The organism is Streptomyces sp. 4N124 (genome assembly GCF_052245395.1).
In the GTDB taxonomy this organism is placed as follows: domain Bacteria; phylum Actinomycetota; class Actinomycetes; order Streptomycetales; family Streptomycetaceae; genus Streptomyces.
On record NZ_JBQQBS010000078.1, the window covers coordinates 12,254 to 24,131 of the forward strand.

Annotated in this window: 13 protein-coding genes; 3 read left to right on the forward strand and 10 right to left on the reverse strand. The window is 69.8% G+C overall.

The annotated features are described in order from the left end of the window. Positions 1–20: 20 nt before the first annotated feature. Positions 21–782 (reverse strand): alpha/beta hydrolase, encoded by a 762-nt coding sequence (locus tag ACTWQO_RS43600; RefSeq protein ID WP_443242929.1) that lies wholly within the window; start codon positions 780–782, stop codon positions 21–23. A 113-nt stretch (positions 783–895) separates the two neighbouring features. On the opposite strand from ACTWQO_RS43600, the gene ACTWQO_RS43605 reads away from it, so the two are divergent. Beyond that, on the forward strand, positions 896–2,059 hold the full coding sequence (locus ACTWQO_RS43605) for an adenosine deaminase (RefSeq protein ID WP_443242930.1): 1,164 nt from the start codon (positions 896–898) through the stop codon (positions 2,057–2,059). Between the two features lie 156 nt (positions 2,060–2,215). Next, a complete protein-coding gene (locus tag ACTWQO_RS43610; protein ID WP_443242931.1) occupies positions 2,216–2,563 on the forward strand; it encodes an ATP-binding protein in 348 nt (115 codons plus the stop codon). A 96-nt stretch (positions 2,564–2,659) separates the two neighbouring features. Here the strand turns inward: ACTWQO_RS43610 and ACTWQO_RS43615 are convergent, their stop codons facing one another. From ACTWQO_RS43615 to afsQ1, 5 genes are all read right to left on the reverse strand, one after another. Then, positions 2,660–2,860: a PspC domain-containing protein gene (locus tag ACTWQO_RS43615; RefSeq protein ID WP_328358183.1), complete on the reverse strand. Its 201-nt coding sequence runs from the start codon at positions 2,858–2,860 to the stop codon at positions 2,660–2,662. 97 nt (positions 2,861–2,957) lie between these two features. Further along, the gene (locus ACTWQO_RS43620; RefSeq protein WP_443242932.1) at positions 2,958–3,509 is read right to left on the reverse strand and encodes a VanZ family protein; all 552 of its coding nucleotides are present in this window, start codon (positions 3,507–3,509) and stop codon (positions 2,958–2,960) included. An 87-nt stretch (positions 3,510–3,596) separates the two neighbouring features. Continuing rightward, the gene (locus ACTWQO_RS43625; RefSeq protein WP_443242933.1) at positions 3,597–4,199 is read right to left on the reverse strand and encodes a hypothetical protein; all 603 of its coding nucleotides are present in this window, start codon (positions 4,197–4,199) and stop codon (positions 3,597–3,599) included. After that, positions 4,199–5,770, reverse strand: coding sequence for an ATP-binding protein (locus tag ACTWQO_RS43630; RefSeq protein ID WP_443242934.1), 1,572 nt, complete (start codon positions 5,768–5,770; stop codon positions 4,199–4,201). The genes ACTWQO_RS43625 and ACTWQO_RS43630 overlap by 1 nt, the downstream gene beginning before the upstream one ends. Then, entirely contained in the window at positions 5,767–6,444 is a 678-nt protein-coding gene (gene afsQ1 / locus ACTWQO_RS43635; protein WP_055611283.1) for a two-component system response regulator AfsQ1, read from the reverse strand. Before afsQ1 ends, ACTWQO_RS43630 begins: the two co-directional genes overlap by 4 nt. 243 nt (positions 6,445–6,687) lie before the next feature. Between afsQ1 and ACTWQO_RS43640 the strand changes: the two genes are divergently transcribed. Further along, positions 6,688–7,422 carry a SigE family RNA polymerase sigma factor gene (locus ACTWQO_RS43640; protein ID WP_443242935.1) on the forward strand — a complete coding sequence of 245 codons (735 nt, stop codon included), beginning with the start codon at positions 6,688–6,690 and terminating at the stop codon, positions 7,420–7,422. A gap of 187 nt (positions 7,423–7,609) precedes the next feature. Here the strand turns inward: ACTWQO_RS43640 and ACTWQO_RS43645 are convergent, their stop codons facing one another. The 4 genes from ACTWQO_RS43645 to deoC form a co-directional block, all read right to left on the reverse strand. Further along, positions 7,610–8,263, reverse strand: coding sequence for a uridine kinase family protein (locus ACTWQO_RS43645; protein ID WP_443242936.1), 654 nt, complete (start codon positions 8,261–8,263; stop codon positions 7,610–7,612). 138 nt (positions 8,264–8,401) lie between these two features. Beyond that, a complete protein-coding gene (locus tag ACTWQO_RS43650; RefSeq protein WP_443242937.1) occupies positions 8,402–9,307 on the reverse strand; it encodes an aldehyde dehydrogenase family protein in 906 nt (301 codons plus the stop codon). Further along, complete coding sequence (locus ACTWQO_RS43655; protein WP_443242938.1) at positions 9,300–10,730, reverse strand: aldehyde dehydrogenase family protein; 1,431 nt, start codon at positions 10,728–10,730, stop codon at positions 9,300–9,302. Before ACTWQO_RS43655 ends, ACTWQO_RS43650 begins: the two co-directional genes overlap by 8 nt. 6 nt (positions 10,731–10,736) lie before the next feature. Beyond that, entirely contained in the window at positions 10,737–11,693 is a 957-nt protein-coding gene (gene deoC, locus ACTWQO_RS43660; protein ID WP_443242939.1) for a deoxyribose-phosphate aldolase, read from the reverse strand. Positions 11,694–11,878 lie beyond the last annotated feature (185 nt).

Consider the following 11,878-nt stretch of genomic DNA (forward strand, 5'->3'; position numbering starts at 1 on the left):
CACCTCACCGAACCCAAGGCTCAACGGCGAAGGGACCGCCCGAAGCCGGAGGCAAGCGGCATCCGCAACCCCAAAGGCGGCGGAGCCGCAAACGCGTCCTCCACCGGCCGCGAAAACGCCCGCCCGAACAACACCCCCATGACGAAGTCCTCCGCAAGAGACAGGACTTCATCACGATGCTGCTGCAAGCCATGCCGGTCGGAGTGAACCTCGAACCGGCACACGTTCCGGTTGGACTTCTTCGCACGCTCCGCGAGCCGGAACGACAACTCCGGGTCGGTGCGCTCGTCGTTCGTGCCGTGCACGATCATCACCCGCCGCCCGGCGAGCTGCTTCACCGGTTCGGGCGGCGCGGCCACGTCGTCCTCCGGCAGCCAAGGGCCGAGCGCCAGCACGGAGTTGACGGCGTCGTGCCCGGCCGCGCGCAGGGCCGCCCGGCCGCCCATGTCGACGCCGGCGAGGCAGACGGGGACGTCGCCATAGCGTCGTACGACCTCGCTGGCCGCCCAGGACGCGTCGCGGGCGAGATGCGCCTCGCTGCCGTTCCAGCCGCGGTAGCGGTAGTGCACGACGTGGGTCACCAGCCCCTCGTCGCGGCCCGCGCGCGCCAGACGGCGGCCCAACGCCCGTACGGACGCGGCTGCCAGCATCGGGGAGGGCCGGCGGCCGGAGACCTCGTCGCCGCCGGGGAGCAGCAGCACCGCCCCGCTGACCGCCGTCGGCTCCGGGCCGAGCGTCCTCCCCAGCCGGGCCGTGCGAACCGGCGTCGCTTGCTGTGCCATGACAGAACAGTGTCAGAAGTGGGGGTGTACGCGACCCTGCCGCACGGTCACCGTTGCGTATCGACGGATTCACCCAACGCGCGATCTACGCGCGTAGGAGTTAGAGTGCGAAAATGACGAGCCAGACTGCCCCGATGGGAAACACACCGAGCTCGGACCAGATCCGCCGGGCACCCAAGGTTCTGCTGCACGACCACCTCGACGGCGGGCTGCGCCCCGGCACGATCGTCGACCTCGCCCGCGCGACGGGCTATTCCCAGCTTCCCGAGACCGACCCGGACAAGCTCGGCGTCTGGTTCCGGGAATCCGCCGACTCCGGTTCCCTGGAGCGGTACTTGGAGACCTTCTCCCACACCGTCGGCGTCATGCAGACCCGTGAGGCGCTCGTCCGGGTCGCCGCCGAGTGCGCCGAGGACCTCGCCGAGGACGGCGTCGTGTACGCGGAGGTGCGGTACGCGCCCGAGCAGCACCTCGAAGGCGGGCTCACCCTCGAAGAGGTCGTCGAGGCCGTCAACGAGGGCTTCCGGGAAGGCGAGCGGATCGCCCGCGCGAACGGCCACCGCATCCGCGTCGGCGCCCTGCTCACCGCCATGCGGCACGCGGCCCGCGCCCTGGAGATCGCCGAACTCGCCAACCGTTACCGCGACTTGGGCGTCGTCGGCTTCGACATCGCCGGCGCCGAGGCCGGCTACCCGCCCACCCGGCACCTCGACGCCTTCGAGTACCTCAAGCGCGAGAACAACCACTTCACCATCCACGCCGGCGAGGCCTTCGGGCTGCCGTCCATCTGGCAGGCCCTCCAGTGGTGCGGCGCCGACCGGCTCGGGCACGGGGTGCGCATCATCGACGACATCCAGGTGCACGCCGACGGCTCGGTGAAGCTCGGGCGGCTCGCCTCGTACGTACGGGACAAGCGCATCCCGCTGGAGCTGTGCCCCAGCTCCAATCTGCAGACCGGCGCGGCGGCCTCGTACGCCGAGCACCCGATCGGGCTGCTGCGGCGGCTGCATTTCCGGGCCACTGTGAACACCGACAATAGGCTGATGTCCCACACCACTATGAGCCGGGAATTCGAGCACCTAGTCGAGGCATTCGAGTACACCCTTGACGACATGCAATGGTTCTCGGTCAATGCTATGAAGTCAGCATTCATTCCTTTCGATGAACGGCTGGCGATGATCAATGACGTCATCAAGCCGGGATACGCCGAGCTGAAGTCCGAATGGCTGTTCCGCGAGAACGCTTCCACCAGCGGTTCTGCGGCATCCGAGGGCTGATCGGCGGCTGATTCGGGGCTGCTCCGGGGCGTCAGCGCACACGAAATTCTGACGGCATTCACAACGCGCCCGCATTTCGGTATTTGCGGTGGGCGGCGGGGAATGTTTACGGTTGTGAACATATCCCCGTCGGCCCTATTCAAGGACGCATTCACGATGAAGCAGTCTGCTGCCAAGACCCTCGGTGTCGCCGCGCTCGGTGCCGCCTTCGCCGCAGCCGGAACCGGCGCCGCGCACGCCGCCCCGGCCGTCGTTCCGGACACCGGGTCGGTGGTGAACACCGCCAAGATGGTCACCGCGGCGCTGCCGGCGGAGGACGTCTCCAAGACGCTGCCGGCCGGCGAGAAGGAGCGCGCCGTCGAGGGGCCGTACGTGCTCACCCCGGTCACCGGCCCCACCCTCGCCGGTTGGGCCCTGGCCCAGGGCCTCACCGCCCCGGCCTCCCTGCTGCTCGGCGGGATGCCGGTGCAGGCCGTGCCGGTCCAGGCGGTGCCGGTGGGCTGAGCGAAGCCCTCGAAGCGCGCCGATGGGGCGCACCCCGAGTCACGGGGTGCGCCCCATCGGCGTTGATGCGCACGGCACTTACCGGTACGCGGGGACCTACCAGGACGTACGCGCCTTCTCCTCCGAGGGCAGGAAGATCCACAGCGCGATGTAGAGCAGGAACTGCGGCCCCGGCAGCAGACAGGACAGGACGAAGATCACGCGCATCGTGGTCGCGGAGGTGCCGAAGCGCCGCGCCAGCGCTGCGCACACTCCGCCGATCATGCGGCCGTTGGTGGGGCGGGCAAGGGCGGTCATCTTCATCGGCTCCTTCGTGAGCGTCGGTGCGAGGCCTCCTCTGTGGTGGCCTCATCTGTCTTCAACGCTACGGAGACGAAGGGGGCAAAGCGTCGCTCTACGGTGCGATCCCGACCCTGGGAATCGTCGGGGTGCGACCCTGAGCCGGCTCCTCCTGGCGGACGGTCGTACGCCGCTTGCGCTCGGTCCTGCGGCGGAGCGCGAAGCGGCCCGCCGGGACCAGCGCCAGATGGGCGAGGGCCACGCCCACCGTGTTCAGCAGGAGCGAGTCGACGTCGACGACCTGGCCGGGCACACCGGTCTGCAGGAGTTCGATGCCCAGTGAGATCAGGGCGCCCGCGGCGATCGTACGGACCAGGGAGCCGAGCGGGGAGGCGAGGAGTCTGCCGTGGGCCAGCGGGAGCAGTACGCCCAGCGGCGCGAGGAGCGCGAGTCCCTCGCCGATGCGCCGGGCCGCCTCCGGCCAGCCCAGTGCCAGGTCGGCCCGGATACCGGCGAACGGACGCAGATTGGCGGGCATCACCCAGGGGACGTCCAGCGGACGCAGCGTGAGCCAGGCGACGAGCGCGAGATGTGCGGCGAGGAGGACACCCCCTGCCACACGGATGCGAATCGCGGCGCCGCCGCCGATGGAGCCTTCACGCTGCACGCCCCCCTAGACGCGGCCCTCGGCACGATCGGTTCCGCAATGTCGACACACAGATGTGAGGCACACGCCACAAGGCTCGAACCGAGGTCAGCCGCCCGTGACCCCGGTCGACGGCGGGGCCTGCGTCCCCGGCCTGGAGCGGACCTCGTCGGTGCACTCGTAGCGCTGCACGGGCTCGGTGTCCGGGCCGCCGAGGATGACCGAGCCGTCGCCCTCGGCCGCGGCCGAGTCGGAGAGGGTGCAGACGATCTGGGCGAGGGCGTAGGAGGTGAGGTCCTCGGGCGGGGTGCTCAGCCGCAGCGCGTCCTCGGGGTCGCCGGGGCGCGGGCCGCCGACGGTCATGCCGCCGCGTACATCCGTGGTGTACCCGGCCTCCTTCTCGGCCGCCGACGGAGTCTCCGCCAGCTCGTCGAGGAGTCCCTGCGCCACCAGCACCCGCCGCTCGGAGTCCACGGCGCCGTCGGGCACCCGTACCGCCCGGTCGACGGCCACCAGCGACGACCGGCACAGCAGGAACACCTGGACCGGCAGCCCGCGCGAGGCCTGCGGCGAGACGTCCTGCTCGGTCTGCGCGCACTGCACGCGCGACGGCGCGGGCCCGAAGTCCGTCGGCACCTCGGTGGCCCGGATCCCGCACCCGGCCAGCAGCACGGCGAGCACGGGAACGGCCGCCCATCGGCGTACGGTCATCAGGCCTCGCCCTCCGCGCGCTTGCCGTTCTTCTCGTCGGTCTCCTGCGCCGTCAGCTCCGACGCGTCCCGCGGCAGCGACAGCGTGAACACCGCACCGCCCTCGGGGGAGTTGGCGGCGGTGATCTCGCCGCCGTGGATATGTGCGCTCTCCATGGCGATGGACAGGCCCAGCCCGCTGCCCTCGGAGCGCGGGCGGGAGGCGCTCGCCTTGTAGAAGCGGTCGAAGACGTGCGGCAGGACGTCCTCGGGGATGCCGGGGCCGTGGTCGCGCACCTCGATGACGACGTCCTCGACCGCCTCACGCACCGACACCTGCACCGGCGACCCGCCGTGCTTGAGCGCGTTGCCGATCAGGTTCGCCATGATCACGTCCAGACGGCGCGGGTCGAGCCGGGCGTGGATACCGCGCTCGGCGTTCAGCTCCACCGCGTCCAGCCAGGCCCGCGCGTCGATGCAGGCGGTGATCTGGTCGGCGATGTCGACGTCGTCCAGGACGAGCCGCGCGGTGCCCGCGTCGAAGCGGGTGACCTCCATCAGATTCTCGACCAGGTCGTTCAGCCGCCGCGTCTCGCTGACGACGAGCCGTACTGCGGGCTCGATCATCGGGTCCATCGACCCGGACTCCGCCTCCAGCTCCTCCTCCAGGATCTCCGTCACGGCGGTGATCGCGGTGAGCGGCGTACGGAGTTCATGGCTCATGTCCGCGACGAACCGCCGGGACGCGTCCTCCCGTGCGGCCATGTCGGCGACCCGCTTCTCCAGCGCCTGGGCCGCGTCGTTGAACGTCCTTGACAGATCGGCCAGTTCATCGGTCCCGGACACCCTCAGCCGGGTGTCCAGCTTGCCCTCGCCGAGCCGCCGGGCAGCGACCCCGAGCCGGTGTACGGGCTTGAGTACGGTCGTGGCGGCGGCCTGCGCGAGCAGCGCGGAGCCGATCAGCGCCAGGCCCGTGGCGATCCCCAGCGACCAGGCAAGGGAGTTGAGGTCCTTCGCCTCCGGCTCCAGCGACTTGAGCATGTAGCCGGTCGGCCCGCCGCCGATCACCTTCGTGCCGGCCACCAGATAAGGGGTGCCGTCCTCGACGGTGCGCTGCCAGTACAGGTGGTACGCGTACTTGTTGTTCGCGTTGACCTCCTGCTCCTTGTTCACCGCCGTACGCAGCGACTTGGGCACGTCCTGGAGCGCGAAGCCGTCCAGGGCGCCGGAGTTGCCGTAGACGGTCCGGCCGCTGTCGTCCTGGGCGACGAGCAGCACGCTGAAGCGCTGGCTGCTGTTCGCCATCTGGCCCGCGGTGTGCTGCAGTTCGTCCTGGGTGGGGTGCTCGGGCAGGGCGCCCGCGCGGTTCTGCATCTCCTGCTGGAAGTCGGCCAGCACGGCGTCCTGGGTGCGGGTGAGCACGGCCTCGCGGTTGAGCCAGTACGCGATCGCGGACGCGGACACCGCGGCGGTCAGCGCGACCAGCCCGAAGACGACGACCAGCCGGAGCCGCAGGCTGGTGAAGCGCAGCCGAGCCACCTGTCCCACACGCGCCGCGGCCCAGCCGCGGAAGCCCCCTTGCGCTGGTGTCACTGAGGACTGTCCAGCCGGTAGCCGACGCCGCGCACCGTCCGGATCAGCGTCGGGGACGACGGCACGTCCTCCACCTTCGCCCGCAGCCGCTGCACACAGGCGTCCACCAGCCGTGAGTCACCGAGGTAGTCGTGCTCCCACACCAGCCGCAGCAGCTGCTGCCGGGACAGCGCCTGACCGGGCCGCCGGCTCAGCTCGAGCAGCAGCCGCAGCTCGGTCGGCGTGAGCTGAAGATCCTCGCCGTTCTTCGTCACGGTCATCGCCGCGCGGTCGATCACCAGGCTGCCGAAGGTAGCCGCATCGTTCGCCTCCCGCTCCCCGCGCCGCAGCACGGCCCGGATCCGGGCGTCGAGCACCCGTCCCTGCACGGGCTTGACGACATAGTCATCGGCACCGGACTCGAGACCGACGACCACATCGATGTCGTCACTCCGCGCGGTCAGCAGAATGATCGGCAGCTGGTCCGTGCGCCGGATGCGCCGGCACACCTCGAAGCCGTCGATGCCGGGCAGCATCACGTCCAGCACGATCAGGTCCGGCCGCTGCTCGCGCAAGAGCTTCAGACCGTCCTCACCGGTGGCAGCGGTGGCAACCCGATGTCCCTGGCGCGTCAGTGACAGCTCCAGGGCCGTACGGATGGCGTCGTCGTCCTCGATCAGCAACAGGGAAGGCACGGGCTCATTCTGGCCCATGCCGGGGTGGGGTTTCGACACTTGTACGGGTCCGTGCACGTAGCGCTGTTTTCCGTGATCGGACTGTGAGGTACCTGTCACAGGCCCCTGTGACAGGTCTGTGACAGTCGACGGACACGGCCATGAAGTCGGCTCGGCAAGCTTTTGGGCACAGGCAAGGAAGCGAGGCCGGAGACCAGGCCGAGCGAGAACGAACACCGGGAAGTCCACGACGGGGGGCGCGAGATGAACACGCTGCACAGCACGAGCGCAAGCGCAGTTGTCACGCGTCTGCACGACGTCACCCGGGGTTCCGAGAAGTCCGGTGCCGCAAGCGGGCGGGGGTGCGCTCGCGGCACCGGGCGTCAGCACACCGCGTACATGACGGTGGTTGACGGTTTCACGGGGGAACCGCACGGGGGAGCCGCGTACAGGGAGGACACGGGGGAGCGCTCGCTGTCGGAGGCGGAGTTCACCGCCTACGTCCAGGAGCGCCGCGCCTCCCTGTACGCAACCGCCTACCACCTCACCGGCGACCGCTTCGAGGCCGAGGACCTGCTGCAGAGCGCACTGTTCTCGACGTACAGGGCGTGGGACCGGATCAGTGACAAGGCGGCCGTCGGGGGATACCTGCGGCGGACGATGACCAACCTGCACATCAGCGCCTGGCGGCGCCGCAAGCTGAACGAATACCCGACCGAGGAACTGCCGGAGACGCCCGGCGACACGGACGCGATGCGCGGCACCGAACTGCGCGCGGTCCTGTGGCAGGCGCTGGCCCGGCTGCCCGAACTCCAGCGGACGATGCTGGTCCTCCGTTACTACGAGGGCCGCACCGACCCGGAGATCGCGGAGATCCTCGACATCAGTGTCGGCACGGTGAAGTCCAGCATCTGGCGCTCCCTGCGCCGGCTGCGCGAGGACGAGGTCCTCAGCTTCGGCCGTGACGAGGAGGAGTCCTTCGGGGAGCTTGTCGCCTGAAGGTCTGGGGGGAAGTAGGTAACGGGGGAGCACGGGGAAGTACGGGGGAGCGGTACCGGGGGGAACCAACGGGGTCACGGGGGACCACGGGGGAAGCACCACGGGGAACACGGGGGAGCACAAAAGGAGCGGGACTGGAGGGCCGGGGGGTCCGTCCAGTCCCGCTTTTGTGCGTGCGGTACGACGCCTAGACCGCCGTACGCGCCTTCGCGCACCGCCCGGCCGCCGCGTCCGCCAGTCGCCCCATCGCCTCGGCGCGGTTGCAGGCGTGTGCGCCCAGCGCGGCCTGTCGGGCCACGATGGACCGCTCGGCGCGCATCAGCCGCCAGCCCCGCCGCAGCAGGAACGGCACGGATTTGCGCCCCTCCTTCAGGTCCCGCAGGAAACGGCCGAGGAAGGTACGCACCGGTCCGCGGCTCAGGCACAGCGCGTCGGCCAGGACGCCGAGCTCACGGCAGCGCGTGACGATCTCCGCGGCGAAGATGCCCTCCGCGATGAACACCGGGGTGCGCCCGATGTCGACGGTCTCCGCGCCGGTGCGGGCGCTGCGGGAGATGTCGTAGATCGGGACGTCCGTACGACCCGTGCGGCACAGCTGCGTGATGGCGGCGACGGCGGTGTCCGCGTCCCAGGAGTCGGGGTGGTCCCAGTCGATGTCGGAGCTCCCGAGGACCTGCGGCAGCGTCGGGTCGTCGCCCTCCTTGTAGAAGTCGTCGAGCCGCAGCACCGGAAGACCGGAGCGGGCGGCGAGCGTGGACTTGCCGGAGCCGGAGGGGCCGCAGAGCAGCACGACTCGCGTCGGTATGGCCGGTTGGGAACTCACGGGACACCAGTGTGGCATTCACTTGCCGTTCATCGAAGCCGTGGGTCGGCTTTGAAGTGCGCATCACAGCGAGCAATCACAGAGAGCCGCGCTTTCCCTGGACGGAGGGGAAGCGCGGCTCTCCGGTATCGGTTGGCTCCAGTACCTCAAGTACCTCTAATACGACGAGCCGGACGCGCCCAGCGAGCCCGTCGGGTGCCAGACCGTCTTCGTCTCCAGGAATGCCGTCAGGCGCTCGGTGCCCGGAGTCTGGGTGTAATCCACAGGCTGTGGACGCAGGACGCGCTTGAGGTTGTCGGCCGCCGCGATCTCCAGTTCCTTCGCCAGGCCATCGTCGGTGCCGGCGCCCGCGAGGTCGATCGCGTTGACGTCCTGGTGCGCGGCCAGGGGCGCCGCGATCTCCGCCGTACGGCCGGAGAGGACGTTGACGACACCGCCGGGCAGGTCGGAGGTGGCCAGTACTTCGCCCAGCGACAGGGCGGGCAGCGGGGACTTCTCGCTCGCCACCACGATCGCCGTGTTGCCGGTCGCGATCACCGGGGCGACGACCGAGACCAGGCCCAGGAAGGACGACTCCTGGGGGGCGAGGACGGCGACGACGCCCGTCGGCTCGGGCGAGGAGAGGTTGAAGAACGGGCCCGCGACCGGGTTGCCGCCGCCGACCACCTGGGCGATCTTGTCGGTCCAGCCCGCGTACCAGACCCAGCGGTCGATCGTGGCGTCCACGACCACGGCCGCCTTGGACTTGGAGAGTCCTTCGGCGTCAGCCACTTCCCGCGTGAACTGCTCGCGGCGGCCCTCCAGCATCTCCGCGATGCGGTAGAGGATCTGGCCGCGGTTGTACGCGGTCGCGCCGGACCAGCCGCCGAAGGCCTTGCGGGCGGCGACGACCGCGTCACGCGCGTCCTTGCGGGACGACAGGGGTACGTTCGCCAGCCACTTGCCCTTGGAGTCGGTCACCTCGTACACCCGGCCGCTCTCGGAACGCGGGAACTTCCCGCCGACGTACAGCTTGTAGGTCTTGAAGACACTGAGTCGCTGCTGCTCGGACTTCTCAGACATCGAGGTACGCCTCCAGGCCGTGGCGGCCGCCCTCGCGGCCGAAGCCCGACTCCTTGTAGCCGCCGAAGGGCGAGGTCGGGTCGAACTTGTTGAACGTGTTGGACCAGATCACGCCCGCGCGGAGCTTGTTCGCCACCGCCAGGATCCGCGAACCCTTCTCGGTCCAGATGCCCGCCGACAGCCCGTACGGCGTGTTGTTGGCCTTGGCCACCGCCTCGTCCGGGGTGCGGAAGGTGAGGACGGACAGCACCGGGCCGAAGATCTCGTCGCGGGCGACGGTGTGGGCCTGGGTGACGTTCGTGAAGAGCGTCGGGGCGAACCAGTAGCCGGAGGAGGGGAGTTCGCACGGCGCGGACCAGCGCTCGACCCCCTCCGCCTCGCCCTGCTCGACGAGGGACGTGATGCGCGAGAGCTGTTCGGCCGAGTTGATCGCGCCGATGTCCGTGTTCTTGTCCAGCGGGTCACCGAGGCGCAGCGTCGACAGACGGCGCTTCAGCGAGGCCAGCAGCTCGTCCTGGATGGACTCCTGCACCAGCAGCCGGCTGCCCGCGCAGCACACCTGGCCCTGGTTGAAGAAGATCCCGCTGACGATCCCCTCCACCGCCTGGTCGATCGGGGCGTCGTCGAAGACGATGTTCGCGCCCTTGCCGCCGAGTTCGAGGGTGAGCTTCTTCTTCGAGCCGGCGACCGTGCGGGCGATCTCCTTGCCGACCGCGGTGGAGCCGGTGAAGGCCACCTTGTTCACGTCCGGGTGGGCCACCAGGGACGCGCCCGTGTCGCCGTAACCGGGAAGGATGTTGACGACGCCCTTGGGCAGACCGGCCTGGCGGCAGATGTCCGCGAAGAACAGGGCGGAGAGCGGGGTCGTCTCGGCGGGCTTCAGCACCACCGTGTTGCCCGTCGCCAGCGCCGGGGCGATCTTCCACGCCAGCATCAGGAGCGGGAAGTTCCAGGGGATGACCTGGCCGGCGACGCCCAGCGGCCGGGGGGCGGCACCGAAGCCGGCGTGCTCCAGCTTGTCCGCCCAGCCCGCGTAGTAGAAGAAGTGCGCCGCTACGAGGGGAAGGTCGGCGTCCCTCGTCTCCTTGATGGGCTTGCCGTTGTCCAGGGTTTCCAGGACGGCGAGCTCGCGGGCGCGCTCCTGGATGATCCGGGCGATACGGAACAGGTACTTGGCGCGCTCGGAGCCGGGCAGCGCCGACCACTTCTCGAACGCCTTGCGGGCGGCCTTCACCGCGCGGTCGATGTCCTCGGTGCCGGCCTGGGCGACCTCGGAGAGGACCTCTTCGGTGGACGGCGAGACCGTCTTGAAGACCTTGCCGTCGGCCGCCTCCACGAACTCGCCGTCGATGAACAGGCCGTAGGACGGGGCGATGTCGACGATCGAGCGGGACTCGGGTGCGGGTGCGTACTCAAAAGCCATGATGGATCAGTCCACCGTCACGTAGTCGGGACCGGAGTAGCGGCCGGTGGTCAGCTTCTGACGCTGCATCAGCAGGTCGTTCAGGAGCGAGGACGCGCCGAAGCGGAACCAGTGGTTGTCCAGCCAGTCCTCCCCGGCGGTCTCGTTGACCAGAACGAGAAACTTGATCGCGTCCTTGGAGGTACGGATGCCTCCGGCGGGCTTCACGCCCACCTGCACGCCGGTCTGGGCACGGAAGTCGCGCACGGCCTCCAGCATGAGGAGCGTGTTCGCGGGAGTGGCGTTGACGGCGACCTTGCCGGTCGAGGTCTTGATGAAGTCGGCGCCGGCCAGCATGCCGAGCCAGCTCGCACGCCGGATGTTGTCGTACGTCGACAGCTCGCCGGTCTCGAAGATGACCTTCAGGCGGGCACTCGCCCCGCAGGCCTCCTTCACGGCGACGATCTCGTCGTGCACCTTCATGTAGTTCCCCGCGAGGAAGGCCCCGCGGTCGATGACCATGTCGATCTCGTCGGCGCCCGCGGCGACGGCTTCCCGCACGTCGGCCAGCTTGACGGCGATCGGCGCGCGGCCTGCCGGGAAGGCGGTGGCGACCGAGGCGACCTTGACCGTGGAGCCGGCGACGGCCTCCTTCGCGGCGGGCACCATGTCGGGGTAGACACAGACCGCGGCCGTGGCGGGAGTCGTACGGTCGGTCGGGTCGGGGCGGACCGCCTTGGCGCCGAGCGCCCGGACCTTGCCCGGAGTGTCCGCGCCTTCCAGCGTCGTCAGGTCGACCATCGAGATGGCGAGGTCGATGGCGTACGCCTTCGCGGTCGTCTTGATGGAACGGGTACCGAGCGAGGCGGCACGCGCCTCCAGGCCGACCGCGTCGACGCCGGGCAGCCCATGGAGGAAGCGGCGCAGCGTGCTCTCGGAGGCCGCCACGTCCATGAGGGTGTGTGCAGTGGTGGGCATGGTCACCAGACGAGCATATCTACGCGCGTAGCGGCTGTACACCCCGGGAAGGGGTTCCTTGCCAGGAACGAGAAGGGATTCCTTGTCAGGAAGGGGAGATGGCCGACCTATAGGGGCGCGGGGAACTGCGCGACCAGCCACAACGGACCCGCAGCCGCGCACGGCACAGGTCCCTGCACGGCGCCCAGGCG

Coding starts and splice junctions, on each gene's coding strand:
- ACTWQO_RS43610 (WP_443242931.1), top strand. CDS start 2,216: ATGAAGCAGTCTGCTGCCAAGACCCTCGGTGTCGCCGCGCTCGGTGCC.
- ACTWQO_RS43650 (WP_443242937.1), bottom strand. CDS start 9,307: ATGTCTGAGAAGTCCGAGCAGCAGCGACTCAGTGTCTTCAAGACCTAC.
- ACTWQO_RS43600 (WP_443242929.1), bottom strand. CDS start 782: ATGGCACAGCAAGCGACGCCGGTTCGCACGGCCCGGCTGGGGAGGACG.
- ACTWQO_RS43605 (WP_443242930.1), top strand. CDS start 896: ATGACGAGCCAGACTGCCCCGATGGGAAACACACCGAGCTCGGACCAG.
- ACTWQO_RS43625 (WP_443242933.1), bottom strand. CDS start 4,199: ATGACCGTACGCCGATGGGCGGCCGTTCCCGTGCTCGCCGTGCTGCTG.
- ACTWQO_RS43645 (WP_443242936.1), bottom strand. CDS start 8,263: ATGCCACACTGGTGTCCCGTGAGTTCCCAACCGGCCATACCGACGCGA.
- ACTWQO_RS43615 (WP_328358183.1), bottom strand. CDS start 2,860: ATGACCGCCCTTGCCCGCCCCACCAACGGCCGCATGATCGGCGGAGTG.
- ACTWQO_RS43640 (WP_443242935.1), top strand. CDS start 6,688: ATGAACACGCTGCACAGCACGAGCGCAAGCGCAGTTGTCACGCGTCTG.
- ACTWQO_RS43655 (WP_443242938.1), bottom strand. CDS start 10,730: ATGGCTTTTGAGTACGCACCCGCACCCGAGTCCCGCTCGATCGTCGAC.